This window comes from Bacillus sp. EB600, assembly GCF_024494385.1.
Classification (GTDB): domain Bacteria; phylum Bacillota; class Bacilli; order Bacillales; family Cytobacillaceae; genus JAEVLT01.
In genome coordinates this window covers 1-19,445 of sequence record NZ_JAEVLT010000041.1, presented here as the reverse complement: position 1 = coordinate 19,445, position 19,445 = coordinate 1, and the positions used below count along the sequence as shown (strand labels likewise).

Annotated in this window: 16 protein-coding genes, 11 tRNA genes and 1 pseudogene; 25 read left to right on the top strand and 3 right to left on the bottom strand. The window is 39.3% G+C overall.

The window, feature by feature from the left end:
- Positions 1 to 98: 98 nt before the first annotated feature.
- On the bottom strand, positions 99 to 680 hold the full coding sequence (gene uptA, locus JN080_RS24400; RefSeq protein ID WP_256238577.1) for an undecaprenyl phosphate transporter UptA: 582 nt from the start codon (positions 678 to 680) through the stop codon (positions 99 to 101).
- A 386-nt stretch (positions 681 to 1,066) separates the two neighbouring features.
- On the opposite strand from uptA, the gene JN080_RS24395 reads away from it, so the two are divergent.
- From JN080_RS24395 to JN080_RS24365, 7 genes are all read left to right on the top strand, one after another.
- On the top strand, positions 1,067 to 1,843 hold the full coding sequence (locus JN080_RS24395) for a hypothetical protein (RefSeq protein WP_256238576.1): 777 nt from the start codon (positions 1,067 to 1,069) through the stop codon (positions 1,841 to 1,843).
- Positions 1,844 to 2,067: 224 nt separating this feature from the next.
- On the top strand, positions 2,068 to 3,144 hold the full coding sequence (locus JN080_RS24390; protein WP_256238575.1) for a D-alanine--D-alanine ligase: 1,077 nt from the start codon (positions 2,068 to 2,070) through the stop codon (positions 3,142 to 3,144).
- Positions 3,145 to 3,219: 75 nt separating this feature from the next.
- Positions 3,220 to 4,596 carry a UDP-N-acetylmuramoyl-tripeptide--D-alanyl-D-alanine ligase gene (locus JN080_RS24385; protein WP_256238574.1) on the top strand — a complete coding sequence of 459 codons (1,377 nt, stop codon included), beginning with the start codon at positions 3,220 to 3,222 and terminating at the stop codon, positions 4,594 to 4,596.
- A 351-nt stretch (positions 4,597 to 4,947) separates the two neighbouring features.
- Entirely contained in the window at positions 4,948 to 6,411 is a 1,464-nt protein-coding gene (cshA, locus tag JN080_RS24380; RefSeq protein WP_256238573.1) for a degradosome RNA helicase CshA, read from the top strand.
- Between the two features lie 106 nt (positions 6,412 to 6,517).
- Positions 6,518 to 7,480, top strand: coding sequence for a UV DNA damage repair endonuclease UvsE (gene uvsE, locus JN080_RS24375; protein ID WP_256238572.1), 963 nt, complete (start codon positions 6,518 to 6,520; stop codon positions 7,478 to 7,480).
- 172 nt (positions 7,481 to 7,652) lie between these two features.
- Positions 7,653 to 8,132, top strand: a complete 480-nt coding sequence (locus JN080_RS24370) for a PH domain-containing protein (protein ID WP_256238571.1) — start codon at positions 7,653 to 7,655, stop codon at positions 8,130 to 8,132.
- On the top strand, positions 8,125 to 9,558 hold the full coding sequence (locus JN080_RS24365) for a PH domain-containing protein (protein ID WP_256238570.1): 1,434 nt from the start codon (positions 8,125 to 8,127) through the stop codon (positions 9,556 to 9,558). The genes JN080_RS24370 and JN080_RS24365 overlap by 8 nt, the downstream gene beginning before the upstream one ends.
- Before the next feature lie 362 nt (positions 9,559 to 9,920).
- On the opposite strand, the gene JN080_RS24360 is transcribed toward JN080_RS24365, so the two are convergent.
- Complete coding sequence (locus tag JN080_RS24360; RefSeq protein ID WP_256238569.1) at positions 9,921 to 10,649, bottom strand: rhomboid family intramembrane serine protease; 729 nt, start codon at positions 10,647 to 10,649, stop codon at positions 9,921 to 9,923.
- A 373-nt stretch (positions 10,650 to 11,022) separates the two neighbouring features.
- Between JN080_RS24360 and acpS the strand changes: the two genes are divergently transcribed.
- The 6 genes and pseudogenes from acpS (at position 11,023) to JN080_RS24330 (ending at position 17,138) form a co-directional block, all read left to right on the top strand.
- A complete protein-coding gene (gene acpS / locus JN080_RS24355; RefSeq protein ID WP_256238568.1) occupies positions 11,023 to 11,373 on the top strand; it encodes a holo-ACP synthase in 351 nt (116 codons plus the stop codon).
- Between the two features lie 221 nt (positions 11,374 to 11,594).
- Positions 11,595 to 12,617, top strand: coding sequence for a LolA family protein (locus JN080_RS24350; protein ID WP_256238567.1), 1,023 nt, complete (start codon positions 11,595 to 11,597; stop codon positions 12,615 to 12,617).
- A gap of 135 nt (positions 12,618 to 12,752) precedes the next feature.
- Positions 12,753 to 13,919: an alanine racemase gene (alr, locus tag JN080_RS24345; RefSeq protein WP_256238566.1), complete on the top strand. Its 1,167-nt coding sequence runs from the start codon at positions 12,753 to 12,755 to the stop codon at positions 13,917 to 13,919.
- A 184-nt stretch (positions 13,920 to 14,103) separates the two neighbouring features.
- Positions 14,104 to 14,385 (top strand): CopG family ribbon-helix-helix protein, encoded by a 282-nt coding sequence (locus JN080_RS24340; protein ID WP_256238565.1) that lies wholly within the window; start codon positions 14,104 to 14,106, stop codon positions 14,383 to 14,385.
- 4 nt (positions 14,386 to 14,389) lie between these two features.
- Positions 14,390 to 14,739: pseudogene (gene ndoA, locus JN080_RS24335) on the top strand (type II toxin-antitoxin system endoribonuclease NdoA).
- A gap of 236 nt (positions 14,740 to 14,975) precedes the next feature.
- Positions 14,976 to 17,138 carry a Tex family protein gene (locus tag JN080_RS24330; RefSeq protein ID WP_375141760.1) on the top strand — a complete coding sequence of 721 codons (2,163 nt, stop codon included), beginning with the start codon at positions 14,976 to 14,978 and terminating at the stop codon, positions 17,136 to 17,138.
- A 127-nt stretch (positions 17,139 to 17,265) separates the two neighbouring features.
- Here the strand turns inward: JN080_RS24330 and cmpA are convergent, their stop codons facing one another.
- On the bottom strand, positions 17,266 to 17,379 hold the full coding sequence (gene cmpA, locus JN080_RS24325; protein WP_256238563.1) for a cortex morphogenetic protein CmpA: 114 nt from the start codon (positions 17,377 to 17,379) through the stop codon (positions 17,266 to 17,268).
- A gap of 95 nt (positions 17,380 to 17,474) precedes the next feature.
- Here cmpA and JN080_RS24320 point away from each other — a divergent pair, with 95 nt between their 5' ends.
- From JN080_RS24320 to JN080_RS24265, 12 genes are all read left to right on the top strand, one after another.
- A complete protein-coding gene (locus JN080_RS24320) occupies positions 17,475 to 17,948 on the top strand; it encodes a SprT family protein (RefSeq protein ID WP_256238562.1) in 474 nt (157 codons plus the stop codon).
- A 135-nt stretch (positions 17,949 to 18,083) separates the two neighbouring features.
- A tRNA-Asn gene (locus tag JN080_RS24315) sits at positions 18,084 to 18,158 on the top strand.
- 3 nt (positions 18,159 to 18,161) lie between these two features.
- A tRNA-Ser gene (locus JN080_RS24310) sits at positions 18,162 to 18,252 on the top strand.
- 10 nt (positions 18,253 to 18,262) lie between these two features.
- Positions 18,263 to 18,334 (top strand) — tRNA-Glu (locus JN080_RS24305).
- Between the two features lie 52 nt (positions 18,335 to 18,386).
- Positions 18,387 to 18,463 (top strand) — tRNA-Asp (locus JN080_RS24300).
- 28 nt (positions 18,464 to 18,491) lie between these two features.
- Positions 18,492 to 18,566 (top strand) — tRNA-Gln (locus JN080_RS24295).
- A 193-nt stretch (positions 18,567 to 18,759) separates the two neighbouring features.
- A tRNA-Lys gene (locus JN080_RS24290) sits at positions 18,760 to 18,835 on the top strand.
- Between the two features lie 15 nt (positions 18,836 to 18,850).
- Positions 18,851 to 18,935, top strand: a tRNA-Leu gene (locus JN080_RS24285).
- Positions 18,936 to 18,997: 62 nt separating this feature from the next.
- Positions 18,998 to 19,085 (top strand) — tRNA-Leu (locus JN080_RS24280).
- A 57-nt stretch (positions 19,086 to 19,142) separates the two neighbouring features.
- Positions 19,143 to 19,219, top strand: a tRNA-Arg gene (locus JN080_RS24275).
- 6 nt (positions 19,220 to 19,225) lie between these two features.
- Positions 19,226 to 19,302: transfer RNA gene (locus JN080_RS24270), tRNA-Pro, on the top strand.
- A 19-nt stretch (positions 19,303 to 19,321) separates the two neighbouring features.
- Positions 19,322 to 19,395: transfer RNA gene (locus JN080_RS24265), tRNA-Gly, on the top strand.
- The last annotated feature ends 50 nt before the right edge of the window (positions 19,396 to 19,445 follow it).

Here is a 19,445-nt window from a genome sequence, read left to right as displayed (position 1 = left end):
CGAAGTACACTAGTTGCTGGGCGCTGGAGATGGACAGTTATCTATGTTCAAACCCTTTTCTTATTTACTTTACGAGTAAAACCACCTCAAAGGTGGTTTTATTTTTTACGTTTAATCAAATAGTAAATCACCCCAATAATAACTGCTGCAATGATAATCGGCATAACATATGGTTCTGCATAAGTTTTTATATTTGCCCAGTTTTTTCCGAGAATTTCACCTAAATAGAGGAATAGAATCGACCAGGGTAAAATGGCCGCCACTGTATAGAGTGTGAATTTGCTGAACGGCATTTTCGCAATACCGGCAGGAATGGAAATAGCGTGTCTTACAACTGGGATGAAACGGGCTGAAAAAATAACACCGGCTCCATATTTTTCAAACCATTGTTCAGACATATCGATTTGTCTCTTTTTTATAAATACATATTTTCCGTACTTCTCTAAGAATGGGCGGCCGCCGTAATAACCTGCCCAATATAAAAATAACTGTGCAATCGTTCCGCCGATAACGCCTGCTATCACAGCCAATGGGTAATTAAGGACCCCTTTTGAGATCAAGTAGCCTCCATAGCCTAACACAATTTCACTTGGAATAATTTCAATCATAAGCCCTAGAGCAATCCCAAAATAGCCGAGGGACGATAACGTCATTAAGATAGAATAAATAAAATCTGACATGGTCCACCTTCACTTTTATAAAATTCAAATTTAAGTTTATAACAAATTTACTCATAATGGAAATAAAAGAATAAATATTTTTGCCAATATAGGCGGCAAAAGTGGATAAAATAACAAAGCTTGTAATATGATTAGGTCGTACGATTGTATATGACAAATTAGTTAGCTTTAGACCCAAATTGTAAAATAAATGAAATAAGCTATTTGACCTATTCTTTGATAAGATTAATAAAGTAACGACAGTTTAAAAGGATGTTTCCTTATGCTATAAAAATAAGCAAAGATAAATTAAATTCTTGAACAAGGAGAACTGTCCAGCATCGGGTAGCCCAGTGAATTTCGCTAGACGGGTGTTTCGCCTTTCTTATGATCGGAGGAGTTTCGCTTTGAAAAAACATCATCAAGACGTACGGGACCTCATCTATGTCCATTTAAACCAAGCAGACCAATATGTTCTTTCATATGGCATTGAGTTTGAGGAGTTTGCCTACGCTTTTTCAGGTTCATTAAATAACTTGCTCTTATTAAAGCATCGTTTTGATGATACTGATTTTAATATCCACACATTACTCGAATATTGTCCCGATGATCGCGTTAATAAATTAGCAGAAGAAGATGTTTACCGGTACGGAGACTTTTGCTGGATTGATTTTTTTGAAGAAGAAGGTTTAAATGAACTTACTGGCCATGAAATAGCGGAATTATTATATTTAGGCCATTTAAAGCACCATTTAAAAATCCCTTTTTACAGTAAACTAAACAATCGGTTTGTTTACTTAGCTCATGATGATGGCTGGTTCAACAAAATTTATTACCGCAGCTTTAAAGATTTTTTTCAATTATTAAGCAGCGGAATCGCAAGTAAGTTAGGAAAGCTTAAACAAGAAAAGTCTTTATTAGGGATTCGCAAAAGACGGATATATCCAAACGTAAATAAAGAAATTTTGCTCTCATTAACACCGTTTATTAAAGAAGGAATTTGTATTTCGATTAAGGATGCAGATAACCAACGCACAAAAATTGAGATTCCAGTATGGGTCATTGGAGACTTTGCCAATATGGATGATATGTATGAAGAATATGAACAGATTTCTACAGAAGAGTGCCACGCGAAAATCATCTATGACAAAAAGACAAAAGAGTGGAAACTGTACATTGTTTAAACAAGTAATTCCTTCCAGAAGTCTCTCCGTTCCCATGGAGAGACTTTTTTGCAGGTAAAAGTGACAACAACATGGGGACAGCGTTTTTGTAAATTAGTTTTTAAGCAAGCTACCTAATACATAAAATATAAGAAAAATAGAGATGAAAACAAGGACTAGATTTCCTTTCTTTATTCCTATATCGTGATAAAATATAAGGCGAATGAAAATTTGGAGGGTATATGATGAAAACAAAACTCGGTTTATTATACGGGGGAAAATCTGCCGAACACAAAGTATCATTACAAACTGCTTTTGCTGTTATAAAAGCATTAGATCTCGAAAAATTTGAAGTTTATCCAATTTACATAACCACCAAAGGCCAATGGATAAAAGGAACAGAGTTAAAGAAGCCAGTTGAAAATGTGAATGAACTTCAATTTTCAACTGGAAAAGAAATTTCTCCTTTATCATTGGCCACAACCCTTTTCCAGGCTGAACAAGATGATTCTCCGCTTGATGTGATTTTTCCACTTTTACATGGACCAAATGGGGAAGATGGAACAGTTCAGGGCTTACTTGAACTGCTTAACCTTCCTTATGTTGGGAACGGTGTGCTTGCTTCTGCTGCCGGCATGGATAAAGTAATTATGAAAAATATTTTTGCACAAGCCGGACTTGCTCAAGTGAAATATGTTGCTTTTATTCGCAGTGAATGGGAAAAGGCCAAGACAGAAGCTTATCAACAAGTAGAAACTGAACTTGGCTACCCTTGCTTTGTAAAACCGGCTAACCTTGGATCAAGTGTTGGAATTAGTAAATGTACGAATCGATCAGAATTGGAAGCTGCATTTGGCGAAGCATTTCAGTTTGACCGGAAGGTAATTATTGAAGAGGGCGTTATTGCACGTGAAGTAGAAGTTGCTGTCCTTGGAAATGACGAACCACAATGTTCCGTTCCTGGAGAAATTGTTCCGAAAAAGGATTTTTATGATTATAAGGCGAAATATGAAGATGAAAGTACCGATTTAGTTATTCCGGCAGAAATTCAGGAAGATGAATTCGCTCAAATTAAAATGATGGCAATTAAAGCGTTTAAAGCATTAGCTTGCTCTGGACTAGTACGTGCGGACTTCTTCTTAACAAAAGATGGGAAGGCATTGATTAATGAAGTAAATACTATGCCAGGTTTTACCCCAATCAGTATGTTCCCGTTATTGTGGAAAGAAACTGGTCTTAATTATCCAAACTTAATTGAGCGCCTCGTTGCCCTTGCAATCGAACGGCATGCGGAAAAACAGCGTATTAAGTATATTGTCTAAACAACAGAGGACACGGCATTAAAGCCGTGTCGCCTAATTTTATCTTTATACCAATACATGGAGAGAAGGGGAAAAATGATAAAGCGAACGTTAAAGCAGATATCGGAGATGATACCTGTACAGAATGATCTTACCCTATTCTTAGAAGTAAACATTACAGGAGTTTCGATTGATTCGCGCAAGATTGAAAAAGGTAATCTGTTTATTCCTTTTAAAGGAGAACATGCGGATGGTCATAAATATGTTGTGGAATCCATTCGTAAAGGAGCTGCTGCCGCCCTTTGGCAAAAGGATGTTCCTAATCCGCCTAATGATTTGCCTATCTTGATCGTTGAAGACTGCTTAACGGCATTACAAGAGCTTGCAAGAAAATATCGGGAACAGTTGCCGGTTAGAGTAGTCGGGATTACCGGCAGTAATGGGAAAACAACGACAAAAGACATGACGTCTTGCTTGCTAGCCCTTCAATATAAAGTCCAAAAAACTGAAGGGAATTTTAACAATCACATAGGTCTTCCGTTAACAGTATTGGGATTGAACGAGGATACCGAAGTCGCCGTGCTGGAAATGGGGATGAGCGGCAGGGGAGAAATTGAATGGTTGACAAAGCTTGCCTGCCCTGATGCAGTTGTGATAACGAATATTGGTGAATCTCATTTACTTGATCTAGGTTCAAGAGAAGGAATTGCTGAGGCAAAGCTTGAAATTATGCAAGGCCTTAAAGAAGGCGGACTAGCGGTTTTGCATGGAGATGAGCCATTGTTGATGGAGAGAATTAACCAGTACAAAGGCAATATCCAGGTCCAAACGTTTGGAAGAAGTGAAACCAATACAATCTACCCAACGGAGATTATACAATCCAATCAAGGAAGCAAGTTTAAAATTAATTTGTCCGCGCAAAGCTTCGAACTGCCTGTATTAGGAACCCATAATATATTAAATGCTCTGGCGGCAATGTCGATTGCCAATTATTTTTCAGTCCCATTTGAGAAGATGGCTGATGGACTGAAAAACGTAAAACTAACCAATATGAGAATGGAGCTTGTTGAAGGGAAGCGCGGCGAAAAAATAATTAACGATGCTTATAATGCAAGTCCGACTTCCATGATTGCTGCTATTGAACTTGTATCGAACCTTATGGGCTATGAGAAGAAGATTCTTGTTCTTGGGGATATGCTTGAATTAGGCCCACAAGAAAAGCAATACCACCTTCAAATTGGCGAAGGACTAAATCCAGAAAAAATAGATGTGCTGTTTACATATGGTCAATTAGGGCTTGAGATCGCAAATGGTGCACGGAAGTCCTTAGGCACGGACAAGGTGTTTGCTTTTACAGAAAAACAAGAGCTTGTTAATGAATTAGTCAATCATATAGATAATAAAACGTTGGTTCTTGTGAAGGCTTCAAGAGGAATGAAGCTAGAGGAAATTGTTGCTTCCTTACAAAAATAATAATTTTTTTGAGTGTTATGAATGAATTTAACATTATAAAAGAAAAATAAGAGAAACAACCTCATATTTGCAAGTTCAAGGAGAAAGTGCCCTTTTTCCATTTGCTTGTAATAAACAAGATCTATCACGATGTCACTGATTAATTGCAATTTAGAAGGTATAGTGCTAAGATTGTAGTCAACATGTCTAGAGTGTGAAAAAATTAGGGCATACTCCTTTGGAGGAATGTCTTTTTTTTGCTAAAATAGTGTTAGAATACTTAAATTAGGTAATTTATAAAAAGTATGAGTGACAGAAACTTTTAGCATAAAATAAAATATATTTTGAAATAGATGAAGGAGAATGAAAAAATTGACAAAGTTTCAAGAATTAGGTATCAGTCCCGCGACGTTAAAGGCCGTCCTCCAAATGGGCTTCGAAGAAGCTACTCCAATTCAGGCAGAAACGATTCCGTTAAGTTTGCAAAATAAAGACCTAATCGGTCAGGCTCAAACAGGAACGGGTAAAACTGCTGCATTTGGTATTCCATTGGTTGAAAAGGTTGACTTGAATGTGGATGATATTCAGGGAATTATTATTGCCCCGACTCGTGAACTTGCCATTCAGGTTTCAGAAGAGCTTTATAAAATTGGCTCGGGTAAAAAAGTACGAGTTCTTCCAATTTATGGAGGACAGGACATTCAGCGCCAAATCAGGTCATTAAAAAAACATCCACATATTATTGTTGGAACACCTGGACGCGTTTTGGACCACATTAATCGAAAAACACTCCGTCTTGACCATGTTCATACGGCAATCCTTGATGAAGCGGATGAAATGCTCAACATGGGCTTTATTGAAGATATTGAAGCAATTCTAGCTAAAATTCCAACAGAACGACAAACATTGCTTTTCTCTGCGACTATGCCTGCGGCAATCCAGAGGATGGCAGAAAGATTCATGAAGGATCCACAAATCGTTCGCGTTAAAACAAAGGAAATGACAGTTTCTTTAATTGACCAATATTATTTGGAAGTACAAGAAAAGAATAAATTTGATGTTTTGACTCGGCTTCTAGATATTCAAGCACCAGAATTGGCGATTATTTTTGGACGGACAAAGCGCCGCGTTGATGAGTTAGCGGAAGCATTAAATCTCAGAGGCTACGCAGCAGAAGGTATTCATGGTGATTTGAGCCAGGCAAAGCGTATGTCTGTCCTTCGTAAATTCAAAGAAGGTTCGATTGATGTTTTAGTGGCAACTGATGTTGCGGCAAGAGGTCTGGATATCTCAGGTGTAACACATGTTTATAATTTTGACATTCCTCAGGACCCAGAAAGCTATGTTCACCGTATTGGCCGAACAGGACGCGCCGGAAAAGCTGGCGTTGCCTTAACCTTTATAACTCCACGGGAAAAGTCGTATCTTGCAGTTGTGGAAAAAACAACTAGACACAAAATGGAGAGAATGAAGACACCGACCTTGGCTGAAGCAATAGAAGGTCAGCAAAAATTAGCTGTTGATAAAATTGTTTCAACAATTGAAGCAAATAATTTAGATTATTACAAAGCTGCTGCTGAAGAACTGCTTGAAAATTATGATCCATCAGTCATTGTTGCTGCTGTCCTAAAATTGCTTACCAAAGAACCGGATTCAACACCGATTAAGCTAACGGAAGAGCAACCTCAAGTAGGAAGAAGAGACCGTAAACCACAGGATCGCGGCAGAAGAAACAATGAAACAAGAAGTCATGATTCCCGTCGTAACAAGGGACCTATGAAGCCTCGCTCAGGTGAAAAACGCGGAGCAGGCAAACCTAGAAGCTATAATCATTAATAAACTTAAAAAGCAGTGCATGGATGATATGATCCATGTACTTTTTTTTGCTCAATTCTACTTCTAAGGGGAATGTTATTGGTAATATGCCTAAGGAGGAATTCCAATGACGATTGTAAGGCTTGGATATGTTGCTATGAGCGTGGAACTTCAAAATTGTTCCCCTTCCCAAACGATGACCTTTGCACAATTTCAGAAGCTAAGAGATCAGGATGCTGCGATTCGGAAGCTTGAGCGGATTGCTTCCTCTAATTTAGAACATTGCTTGCGGCTTTTAAAGCATAATGAAGCCAATCAAGTTCATTTTTTTCGATTAAGTTCAAGACTTATTCCACTAGCTAACCACGCAGAACTGCCGGATTGGAATTATCTTAAGCCGTTAGAGGACCCTTTAAAAAAGCTGGCGGATTATATTCATACACATCCAGCACGAATTGACTTTCACCCTGACCATTTTGTTGTTCTTAATAGCCCGCAGAAAGATACGTTCAAGAATTCTTTAATCACGTTATCGATGCATGAAAGACTTCTTAAAGGGATGGAGATTGACACTGAGCATCGCTGTGTTCTCCACGTTGGGGGCGGATATGAGGACAAAGAAAAGGCTCTAGAGACCTTCATTCATAATTGGGCCTATGTTCCTCAAACGATTCAAAGAATGATTATGCTGGAAAATGACGATACCACGTTTACCATGAATGAAACGTTATACCTATGTGAAAAGTTAGGGATTCCCATGGTGTTCGATTATCACCATCACTTAGCTAATCATGAGCATGACTGGGAAAAGGATTGGGAGCGGGTTGTTACCACTTGGAAGCAATCCAGATTGCCAATTAAAATGCATATTTCAAGCCCGCGCTCAGAAAAAGAGTTTAGAGCTCATGCGGATTATGTAGATTCAGACATGTTTCTAAGCTTTCTTAACCAAATAAAAGGAACAGTCCCGGAAATCTATTGCATGATTGAAGCTAAACAAAAGGATGCTGCCCTTTTTCGACTGATGGCAGATATGCAAACAAAAGAGGGGGTAGACATAATCGACAAGTCCAGTTTTAAAATGGAATAATCTAAAGAATACATTTTGGTGTATGATATCCTCAGGCTTTCGGAAAAATCCTACAGGTTTAAAAAGGATTCTACATATTTCTAAACGAATTATACATATAAATAGGGATTGGATTATTTATGCTACTACTTCTTATTTATCCATATTTAATAATAAAACTTTTGGAGGTGCTATGAACTTGGAACCGCGGAAAAGGATTTCCGGACAAGCCTTAAAGGTTTGGCGCATTACGGGAATCATCAAAATGGCAATTGGTTGGGTTTTAACCTTCACTGTTATTTTTTTTGTTCATTTCTTTCGTTGGCCACTCTGGATTTCAGCGGTCATCCTGGTAATAGAACTCATTTATACATACTTGAGCGTATTCTTCCTTCCGCTATTAAGATGGAAGCGGTGGAGATATGACGTCCGTGAGCAGGAAATTGAACTTCAACACGGTCTCTTTATTAAGGTTCGCACTCTTGTGCCAATGGTTCGGGTCCAGCATGTTGATACCGTTCAAGGGCCCATCCTGAGAAAGTACAAATTAGCATCTGTTATTGTTCATACTGCTGCTACAATACATGAAATTCCGGCACTAGAAGAGGATGAGGCTGAAGAATTAAGAATGTTTATTTCAAAATTAGCAAGGGTGGCGGATGAAGATGTTTGAACCTAAAAGACTTCATCCAATTGCAATTGTTCTCAATATCACAAAAAGGATAAAAAACACACTATTTCCACTCTTTGCAATTGTATTTCTTGGTCGTGGAGGAAATGGAGGAATATGGATTTCCATCATTTCGGCTTCAGCTGTCCTTCTTTTTCTTTTAATAGGATCTATATTATCCTGGTTCAAGCATACATATCAGTTGGATGAAAAAGAACTGCGGATTGAGAATGGTATTTTCATTTGCAAGAAGCGCTACATTCCATTCGAACGGATTCAAAGCATTGATGTTACTGAGGGAGTATTGCAACGAATATATGGTCTTGTCAAGGTCCAAATTGAGACAGCAGGAGGGAACCCATTGGAGGAATCCGAAGCTGTTTTATCAGCAATCACCAAAAAAGATGCCCAGTTTATCCAGGATTTTTTTATAATGGCTAAAAAATCAGGCCATTTGACAGTGGAACCGGTTCCTAAAAATTCAGAAAGCATACCAATTTATAAAATTACTGCTTTTCAATTACTGCTTCTTTCCATCACCTCTGGCGGAGTAGGTGTGGTTATTTCAGGGATCATCGCCACTTTGTCACAATTTGATAATTTTATTCCTTATCAAAAACTGTTTGGAAATGCAGAAAAATTAGCTACGAACAGGATTCTTTTTGTTGTGATCATGGTGTTCATTGGATTTCTTGTCCTATGGGTTATTGCTTTTTTGGGGATGATGCTGAAGTATGCTAATTTTACTGTCAATAAAACAGATCATGATTTGATTATTACTCAGGGTTTACTAGAAAAACGGCAAATGACGTTTCCCTTAAAGCGGATTCAGGTGGTGCGAATCAGTGAAAATGTATTTCGGCAGCTGCTTGGCTATGCCACTGTATATATTGAAAGTGCTGGCGGCTCGGTTGAGTATAAAGAAGGATCAAGGGTCATGCTGATCCCGATCATAAAACATAATCAAATCTCACAAATAGTAAGTCCGTATTTAACGGATTATAAGCTCGTTAGTTATTTTAATCCCGTACCCAAAAAAGCGATGCTAAGGTACATGCTCCGCGGTTGGTATTGGACTGTGCCAATTGTAATTGCCTCCCTATTGTTTTTTAAAGTTTGGGGATTTTTCTCTCTTATCCTCTTTGCAGCGGTCACTCTGTGGACTTTTTTGAAATACCGTGATTCGGGTTGGAATCTCGAAAATTTGCAACTAAGTTTTCGCTACAGGACGCTTAGTCGCAGCACTATTTATATGAAAAAAAATCGGATTCAAAGCCTTGACGTTCGAGAAAGCTACTTTCAACGGAGAAATCAATTGGCGACAATTGAAGCATTTGTAAAGTCAGGACTAGGCGGTGCGGGGGGAAAGGTGAAAGATTTAGCTGTTGGTGAAGTAGAAGAGATTTATTCCTGGTATTCGAATAAATAACCATGGGTGAAATTATTCATTTGCAGGGGCTAGTTTTGAATATTGAGGTTATGAAGGACGATTCTGCTATTGGAAGTCTAGATTTTGTCCGTCATCGAGGTAATGAAGGCCAATTCTGCTATCGGAAGCCCAGATTTTGTCCGTCATCGAGGTAATGAAGGACGATTCTGCTATCGGAAGCCCGGATTTTGTCCGTCATCGAGGTAATGAAGGCCAATTCTGCTATCGGAAGCCCGGATTTTGTCCGTCATCGAGGTAATGAAGGACAATTTGGTTATCTGAAGTCTAGATTTTGTCCGTCATTGAGGTTATGACGGACAATTTTGCTATAAGAAGACCTAGTTTTGTCCATAATATTCTACTTATCTCTGTGCCCAAAAACCAATCAAGGAAAAAAGGATAACAATACCCCAAAAAATCACCCGTAAAGGGGATTGGTTTAAAAATCTTTGTCTGCTCCGTCCGGCCCAGTTTCCCGCCTCAAGTATAGAATCATTCCAATCCTTTTTATTAAAATAGGGAATGCTGCCAAGTAATAATCCTCCAAGCAGACCAAATAAATGGGCAGTTATATTTATATTGGGCTGTAAAAAGGTCATAATGAGACTAATCGCACAAATAGTTAAAATGATTTGTGAAGTTTCTCTGGATAACCAACTTTTTTGAAAAATAATAATCGAAATATAATAGCCGAATAGCCCAAAAATAGCACCGCTTGAGCCGACATGGATAAACGTCAAAGGCTCCAGCAGTAAAGTTGCGACATTCGCAATAATACCGGAAGCTAGGTAGACAAATAAGAACCTAGCAGCCCCAAGCATCCGCTCAAGTGCTGGACCGAACAAAACAAGCGCAAAACTATTAAAGAGCATATGGGAAAAACCACTATGCAAAAAGGTTGGTGTAATAAGCCTCCATAGCTCTCCTTCCATAATGTATAAATTAACACCTGAAAAAGTTTCATAAAACCATTGGTTTGGAAAGAAAGGTAAAATCGTAAAGAGATATAATAGAATATGGATGGCAATAATAAAGGAAACGATCGGATAAAAGCGAAGAAACTCCCGTAAGTTTTCTGTCCTTGTAAACATAATAAACCTCCCTAGTGCTCATGTAACAGAATTTATATCTATGAACTTTGATTACTGTCTAGCTACAGCGCCCAGCGACTAGTGTACTTCGCCCACCCCCCTACGATAAGTCAAGCACGAATGCGCTAACGCGCTTCGTGTTTCCTTTGCCGCGTATTAAAGGGCAGTAGATCCTCAACTGCCCGTAAAAACTCGGTTGGCTCAACTAACAATCAGCGAGAAAAACATTCGCTGATTGAAGGTTCGCCTTATCTCAGTCGATGGGCTCCAGTCCATACGTCGATAAACGGACGCTTCCGCTTTTCTTTTTACCCGAATGGCTGTCTGATACACTATTATGCAAAAAGTATTTTAAATAGAAGGATGTAATCAAATGATTAAAGGAATTGGAATTGATATCATCGAACTGCCGCGCGTTCAAGAAATTATTAACCGGCAGCCAAGGTTTATTGAACGGGTTTTGTGCCCAAGCGAGATCGAAATATTTAAAACGTTATCCGGCCAAAGAAAAGCAGAATTCCTTGCCGGGAGATATGCTGCGAAGGAAGCATTCTCAAAAGCAACTGGAACGGGAATAGGGAAACAGCTCTCCTTCCAGGATATAGAGATTGCTACCGATAGTATGGGGAAGCCGTTTATTTTAAGACCGGAGCTCCAATCCCATCTTTCGATCTCACATAGCAGGGAATATGCTATTGCTCAAGTGATTATAGAACAAAATTAAAGCTCTGAGGAATGGAGTTGATTACCAACCTCATGTCATAATTGAAATGGTTGTCTCATATATTCATAGGGAACTAGGAGAGACAAGGTCAGCTATGATACCATGGAAAACAAATTTTCTTCTACTCTAATCCCAGCAAATAATCTGTCTTCATCAAAGCCTGAACCCTGCCTTTTCTCTTCTCAAAATCAACTGAAATGAGACAAGAAGGGGTTGAAAGAATGAGGAAAAAATTATTGCTGATCTTTACCGGGCTGATGGTCATTTTTGTCCTGGCTGCCTGTGGAACCAAATCACAGGATGATGTGGTGAAAGCGTTGAATAGTAAACTTGACAAACTCTCGGGTTATAAAGTAAACGCTAAAATGACGTTGAAAATGGGTGAAGACTCTCAGGTGTACAACGTTGAAATTTGGCATAAAGACCCTACCTATTATCGAGTTAATTTGAAAAATGCCGCAAAAGACCAGAGCCAAATGATTCTCCGAAACGATGAAGGAGTATTTGTTTTAACGCCTGCCCTTAATAAAAGTTTTCGCTTCCAAAGTGATTGGCCGCAAAATAGCAGCCAGGCTTATCTGTATGAATCATTAATTAAAGATATCCTTGAAGATAAGGATGCCAAGTTTTCCGCGACCAAGGATTATTATGTATTCGAAACAAAAACACGCTATCAAAACAATAAGATGCTCCCATTCCAAGAAATTAAGTTAAATAAAAATGACCTATCTCCTGCGATGGTTAAGGTAATGGATCCTGACCGAAATGCTCTTGTAACCGTTGAGTTTTCCAATACAAAATTTAATGCCAGCTTTGACAAAAATGATTTTGATATGAATAAAAATATGACACGGGCCCAGCTTGGTCTTCCTGCCATGGCAAAAGTGAAGGATAACTCCTTTATCGTTAAATATCCGACCGCCCAAATAACAGGAACGAATTTAAAGGAAGAAAAGAATGTAAAGATAGAGGATGGAAAAAGAGTTGTTTTAACCTATGATGGGGATAAACCGTTTACGCTGGTTCAAGAAAGGTTATCAGTAAAGCCAGCATCGGTATCACCTGCTACTTCAACCTTTGTTGAAGGACAACCGGTTGATTTGGGATTCACCATTGGTGCGCTTACCGACCATTCGCTTAGCTGGTCTCAGGATGGTGTTGATTATATGATTGCCTCGAAGAAATTAACGAAGGATGAATTGATTGAAGTAGCCAGTTCTGTACAGGGGGAAATGGGAAAATAGCTGTCATGAGCAGGCTCGAGAAATTGGGCCTGCTTTTTTTAGCGAATCATTTGACTTTCACCTAAGTGAGTTTAATAATAATCGAATAGGATAATAAAAATGCATTATATTCGATTTTAAAATAGGGTGTGGAAAATGGAAGAGCAAGCTTTTTTCTATCGAGATACATGGGCAGAAGTGGATTTGGATTGTTTATCGGACAATATAATTTCAATCAAAAAGCTGCTGCCACATGAAGTTGATATTATTGCAGTGGTAAAAGCAAATGCTTATGGGCACGGCGATCTTCAAGTCGCAGAAGCGGCCCTTAAGGCTGGTGCCTCCTATTTAGCGGTTGCTTTCCTCGATGAAGCCATTGCGTTAAGGAATAAAGGAATAACAGCTCCGATTCTCGTTTTGGGAGCAACCCGTGCTAAAGACGTTTCGATCGCTGTAAACCAACAGATCACTTTAACCGTTTTTCAAATGGAGTGGCTCGAGGAAGCAAAGAACTTCTTAAAAGATGACGAACAGCTACTTGTTCATGTGAAGTTAGATACAGGGATGGGACGGATTGGAATTCGCAGTAAGGAAGAGTTAAAAATAATGGAGCAATTTCTTCAAAATGAAAGACAATTTTGTTTTGAAGGAATATTTACCCATTTTTCTACAGCAGATGAATTAGATAAAACATATTTTCAAAAGCAATTAGATTTATTTCAGGATATGTTGAGCATTCTAAGCAAGAAGCCAACATATGTCCATTGCAGCAATAGTGCTGCAACATTGCGCTTTTCTCATGCATATTTTAATGCTGTTCGCGTTGGCATCGCCATGTACGGTTTATCCCCATCTCCAGAAATGGAACCTGAAATTCCAGTCCCGTTAAAGGAAGCCTTTACGCTCCGTTCACGGCTTATTCATGTGAAAAAGCTTCCGAAAGGAGAAAAAGTAAGCTACGGAGCTACTTATGAAACAGGGGATGAAGAGTGGATTGGTACCATTCCAATTGGTTATGCAGATGGCTGGATTCGTAGACTACAAGGTCAAGAAGTGCTAGTTGGCGGACAACGTGTACCAATTGTTGGAAGGATTTGTATGGACCAATGTATGGTGCGACTTCCTTCTCATTACCCAATTGGCACAACCGTTACATTAATTGGAAGGGAAGCAGATCAATTCATTTCAATCAATGAAATTGCTAAAAAGCTCGAAACAATCAATTATGAAATTCCCTGTATGATAGCGAATAGGGTACCGCGTCTTTACAAGAAAGGCGGCCAAATCGTCAATTTAAAAAACTATCTCCTTGAGGGTTTTTAAATGGACGGCTACTAAAAGTTCTAACATAATTATGATATTACTATTGGTTTATGCATAAAAGACTATTTTTTTGGCTTATAATACAGAAGAATTACCGTTTGGTCTATTCAGTGGGCATTATTAGTGTTATTATTAAAAATGGTAAAGATAAAATGGTGTGTAGTGATGGTGGAGGTGTATGTTTGTGTCTGAATCCGGCGCAACTACAGAAATCTTAGTAGAATTACCGCAACATCTTTTAACCGAATTAGATGGTTTTGTTATGCAAGACAATGTTAATCGCAATGAATTTATTTATCAAGCGACGAAAATGTATTTACGCGAACGAAAAAAGAGACAAATTCGCGAAGGCATGAGACGCGGTTATATGGAAATGGCTAAAATAAATTTAACCATTGCATCTGAAAGCTTTCAAGCAGAATATGAGGCAGAGAACACAGTAGAACGTCTAGTCAGCGGAGGGTAATCCTTTGATAGTCAAACGTGGTGACGTTTATTTCGCGGACCTATCCCCAGTTGTTGGTTCTGAACAAGGCGGCGTCCGTCCTGTACTTGTCATCCAAAACGACATCGGGAATCGGTTTAGTCCCACAGTCATTATTGCAGCGATTACAGCTCAAATCCAAAAAGCGAAGCTGCCTACTCATGTAGAAATTGATGCGAAACGCTATGGCTTTGAACGAGACTCAGTTATCCTGCTGGAGCAGATTCGTACAATTGATAAGCAACGCTTAACCGATAAAATAACCCATCTCGATGACGAAATGATGGAAAAGTGGATGATGCCCTGCAAATAAGTTTAGGTCTCATCGAATTCTAACATAAAAGCACGCTCTTTTTTCAAGGGCGTTTTTTTTACATAATCCTTACCTCATAGGATCTGCTAAAGCAAGCTGTAATGCTTGCTTTTTTTGTGCCCGTAAAACCTTATTTAGAGCAAGATCAACCTTCTACTTTTGGCATGGTTCTTTTGCTTTAATGAAACGATAGGTTGAATTTGGTACAATATAGTATAAGTGATTAAAGATTTGGAGGAAATGATTCGTGATTGAAACAATAGAAAAAAAGCAACAGCTTTTAGGTAAAATTGCCTCTGAGCAATCTTTATCAATAAAACAAGTAAAAAGTGTCATATCACTATTACAAGATGGAAATACCGTTCCATTTATTGCACGTTATCGAAAGGAAATGACGGGAGCGCTTGATGAAGTTCAGATCCGGGACATTTTGGATCGCTGGCAGTATATCCAAAATCTTGAGCAAAGAAAAGAAGAAGTTATCCGGATCATTGATGAGCAGGGGAAACTAACGGATGAATTAAATAAGCAAATCCATCATGCTGAAAAACTCCAGGAAGTTGAAGACCTCTATCGGCCATACAAGCAAAAAAGGCGAACGAAAGCAACGATCGCAAAGGAAAAGGGTCTAGAACCATTTGCAACCTGGCTTTTGTCTTTCCAAAATGAAAGTGTTGAAGAGAAAGCGGCTGAATTTATATCGGAGGAAAAACAAGTTCTGACAGTGGAAGATGCGATTGCAGGTGCGAAAGATATTATTGCTGAACTGGTTTCCGACGACGCAGAAAGTAGAAAATGGATCCGAAAGGAAACTTCAAAGTCTGGGAAGGTCGTATCCACAGCAAAGGATGAGGCAAAAGACGAGAAGAAAGTCTATGAAATGTATTATGAATATGAAGAACCTGTAAATAAAATTGTACCGCACCGGATTCTGGCGTTAAATCGAGGGGAAAAGGAAGAAATTTTAAGGGTTTCAATAAAGTTGAATATAGATTCCATGATTGGCTATTTATCAAAAAGGTGGGTTCACAATCAAAACTCACCCGCTGCTCCAGTTGTATTAGAGTCGATTGAGGATAGCTATAAAAGATTAATCCAGCCATCAATTGAAAGAGAAATTCGCAATGAACTTACTGAAAAAGGCGAAGAACAAGCGATACATATTTTCTCTGAGAATTTACGCAATTTATTGCTGCAGCCACCTTTAAAAGGAAAAATGGTGCTTGGATTGGATCCAGCTTATCGAACAGGCTGCAAGCTTGCAGTTGTTGACGAAACGGGAAAGGTTTTAAAAATTGATGTCATCTACCCACATCCACCTGTTTCAAAAGCAAAAGAAGCGAAGGAAAAGTTTATTTCACTTCTTCGGGATTTTAATGTTGAAATGGTGGCCATTGGCAATGGTACAGCATCGAGGGAGTCAGAACAGTTTGTTGCTGACATCTTAAAGGAAATGGATAGAGAAATCTTTTACCTAATTGTTAATGAAGCGGGTGCAAGTGTTTATTCTGCATCCGATATAGCAAGAGAAGAGTTTCCTGATTTTCACGTTGAAGAGCGAAGTGCTGTTTCCATTGCACGCAGACTCCAGGATCCACTTGCGGAATTAGTGAAAATTGATCCCAAATCTGTTGGAGTTGGTCAGTACCAGCACGATGTTTCGCAAAAGAGACTATCAGAATCGCTGCATTTTGTAGTGGAAACGGCGGTAAACCAAGTTGGGGTAAATGTAAATACCGCTTCTCCATCACTTCTTCAATATGTTGCGGGATTAACGAAATCAGCTGCAAACAATATTGTCAAGAAACGTGAGGAGGAAGGGAAATTTACGAACAGGGCCCAACTAAAGAAGGTTCCTCGCCTTGGTGCGAAAACATACGAGCAAGCGATCGGGTTCTTACGTGTATTAGACGGAAACAATACGCTGGACCGAACTGGTATTCATCCTGAAAATTATGAGGAGGTTGAGAAGCTTTTAGCAACTGTTGGATTCTCAACTGATGATATAGGGACAGACAAGCTAAAGGATGCACTTCACGGATTGGACCTTCGGACAGTCTCGGAGCAACTATCGATTGGGGAGTTAACATTAAAGGACATAATTGATGCGCTCGTACGACCGGAAAGAGATCCTCGTGATGACCTGCCGCATCCGCTTCTGAAAAAAGATGTTCTTAAAATGGAAGACTTAAAGCCGGGGATGGAACTTCAGGGTACAGTCCGCAATGTAGTAGACTTTGGGGCGTTTGTTGACATCGGCGTAAAACAAGATGGATTGGTGCATATCTCGAAGCTAAGAAAACAATTCGTCAAACACCCAATGGATGTGGTATCGGTTGGCGATGTGGTAACAGTATGGGTTGATTCTGTTGATAAGAATAAGGGACGAGTGGCTCTAACAATGATATCACCTGCAGAATAACAAGAGAACGTAAATAAAACGCTTGGAGATTATTTATTCCAAGCGTTTTTTGAGTAATAATGAAAAATAACTTTTTTATCATTTCGACTATGAATCAATTTCCTTCGCATTATTAAAACACTGCTTGTTAAGAGCAGCTCTTTTTTCTGTAAAAAAACCAGCATTGGTTTAATAATTTGATTTGATGGCGGTTCTTCTCATAAAAAGCTCTTTTCATTTGGTTTTGAAACCAAGTTGGCATAGCAAAAACCTCCCGAAAAGTACATACATTTTAAGTGTATATTTAATATATGCTATAATAGTTTGTCATGTTCGCAAAAGAATTGAGGAGAAAAAATGGAGAATCATCAACTTCAGTTGTTAGTAGAAAAGATTTCGATTTCCTTTTTTGGGAAACCTTTTCGCCACATGGCCATTTTCAATCCAAAGCTACGTTCAACCGGAGGAAGATACCTTTTAGGAACACACAATATTGAAATTAATAAAAAATACTTAGTACAGCTTGGAGAAGATGAACTAATAGGAATTATTAAACATGAGCTATGTCACTATCATCTTCATCTTGAAGGCAAAGGTCATCAGCATCGTGATCAGGATTTTAAGGAGCTATTAAAAAAAGTAGGTGCACCAAGATATTGCAATCAACTTCCAGAAGCTCCTAAAAAGCGAACAGCTAAAAGGATTCTTTTATATGAATGTTCACAATGTCATCTGCAATACAAACGTAAGCGTAGTATTAATACAAGCAGGTATGTATGTGGAAAGTGCCGTGGAAAGCTTGTGAAAATAAAGGAGTTGATTTTGGAATAGAAGCCTTTTTTTTCAAAATCTTTTCGTTTAAAAATACTGCTTGACTTTGAGGCAAGTCATCATTATAATGGTAAGAGTCGATAAGGTAGCCATCTGATAAGACAAGCATAAATCAAGTGGTTTATCCTATTTTATTCCGCAGTAGCTCAGTGGTAGAGCTATCGGCTGTTAACCGATCGGTCGTAGGTTCGAGTCCTACCTGCGGAGCCATGTAGAGAAGTACCCAAGTGGCTCAAGGGGCGCCCCTGCTAAGGGTGTAGGTCGGGTAACCGGCGCGAGGGTTCGAATCCCTTCTTCTCTGCCATAAATATATTGGCCCCTTGGTCAAGCGGTTAAGACACCTCCCTTTCACGGAGGTAACACGGGTTCGAGTCCCGTAGGGGTCATCAGGGACGGGGAATGATTAAATAATCATTTCCTGTTTCTTAAAAGAGAATTGGTCCGGTAGTTCAGCTGGTTAGAATGCCTGCCTGTCACGCAGGAGGTCGCGGGTTCGAGTCCCGTCCGGACCGCCATTTTTGTTTTCCTATATGATTATTTTGATGGGCTATAGCCAAGCGGTAAGGCATCGCACTTTGACTGCGACATGCGTTGGTTCGAATCCAGCTAGCCCAGCCATTTTTATTATCGTACATCCTGACTACGAAATATAAGATTAGTGCATCATATAATTTATGAGCCATTAGCTCGGTCGGTAGAGCAGATTGCTTGCTTCATTGACAAAGCTTCTGTGGCAATCTGCGAGAAAGATCGCCAGATCTTTTGAGCATCTGACAATTAAATAAAAAGATTAGTGAATTACTTTAGTTATGAGCCATTAGCTCAGTCGGTAGAGCATCTGACTTTTAATCAGAGGGTCGAAGGTTCAAGTCCTTCATGGCTCACCATTCTTTTTTTATTGTGCGGGTGTGGCGGAATTGGCAGACGCACCAGACTTAGGATCTGGCGCCGCAAGGCGTGGGGGTTCAAGTCCCTTCACCCGCACCAAGTTTTACCTCTTGTAACATCACGGTTACTATGGTAAACTTACTTTTGTCGCCAATCAAAATGCGGTCGTGGCGGAATGGCAGACGCGCTAGGTTGAGGGCCTAGTGGGAGTTAAATCCCGTGGAAGTTCAAGTCTTCTCGGCCGCACCAAAAAACTATTGACAACCGGATTCGCCTTTGCTACAATAGTTAAGTTGCTTTAAAAGCGCGCCCGTAGCTCAATTGGATAGAGCATCTGACTACGAATCAGAAGGTTGTAGGTTCGACTCCTGTCGGGCGCACCATTATATCGGGAAATAGCTCAGCTTGGTAGAGCACTTGGTTTGGGACCAAGGGGTCGCAGGTTCGAATCCTGTTTTCCCGACCAAGCAATTTTAAATTTATATGCGGGTGTAGTTTAATGGTAAAACTCCAGCCTTCCAAGCTGATGTCGTGGGTTCGATTCCCATCACCCGCTCCAAATTTGTTCTTTGAAAACTAAACAAACAAAAACGTCAACAATAAAAAAAT

What these genes read in the sequence shown, in the direction of transcription:
- uptA (WP_256238577.1), bottom strand. Translation starts at nt 680, where the DNA reads ATGTCAGATTTTATTTATTCTATCTTAATGACGTTATCGTCCCTCGGC.
- uvsE (WP_256238572.1), top strand. Translation starts at nt 6,518, where the DNA reads ATGACGATTGTAAGGCTTGGATATGTTGCTATGAGCGTGGAACTTCAA.
- JN080_RS24320 (WP_256238562.1), top strand. Translation starts at nt 17,475, where the DNA reads ATGGAGAATCATCAACTTCAGTTGTTAGTAGAAAAGATTTCGATTTCC.
- alr (WP_256238566.1), top strand. Translation starts at nt 12,753, where the DNA reads ATGGAAGAGCAAGCTTTTTTCTATCGAGATACATGGGCAGAAGTGGAT.
- JN080_RS24365 (WP_256238570.1), top strand. Translation starts at nt 8,125, where the DNA reads ATGTTTGAACCTAAAAGACTTCATCCAATTGCAATTGTTCTCAATATC.
- JN080_RS24360 (WP_256238569.1), bottom strand. Translation starts at nt 10,649, where the DNA reads ATGTTTACAAGGACAGAAAACTTACGGGAGTTTCTTCGCTTTTATCCG.
- JN080_RS24385 (WP_256238574.1), top strand. Translation starts at nt 3,220, where the DNA reads ATGATAAAGCGAACGTTAAAGCAGATATCGGAGATGATACCTGTACAG.
- acpS (WP_256238568.1), top strand. Translation starts at nt 11,023, where the DNA reads ATGATTAAAGGAATTGGAATTGATATCATCGAACTGCCGCGCGTTCAA.
- cmpA (WP_256238563.1), bottom strand. Translation starts at nt 17,379, where the DNA reads ATGCCAACTTGGTTTCAAAACCAAATGAAAAGAGCTTTTTATGAGAAG.
- JN080_RS24370 (WP_256238571.1), top strand. Translation starts at nt 7,653, where the DNA reads ATGAACTTGGAACCGCGGAAAAGGATTTCCGGACAAGCCTTAAAGGTT.
- JN080_RS24350 (WP_256238567.1), top strand. Translation starts at nt 11,595, where the DNA reads ATGAGGAAAAAATTATTGCTGATCTTTACCGGGCTGATGGTCATTTTT.
- JN080_RS24390 (WP_256238575.1), top strand. Translation starts at nt 2,068, where the DNA reads ATGAAAACAAAACTCGGTTTATTATACGGGGGAAAATCTGCCGAACAC.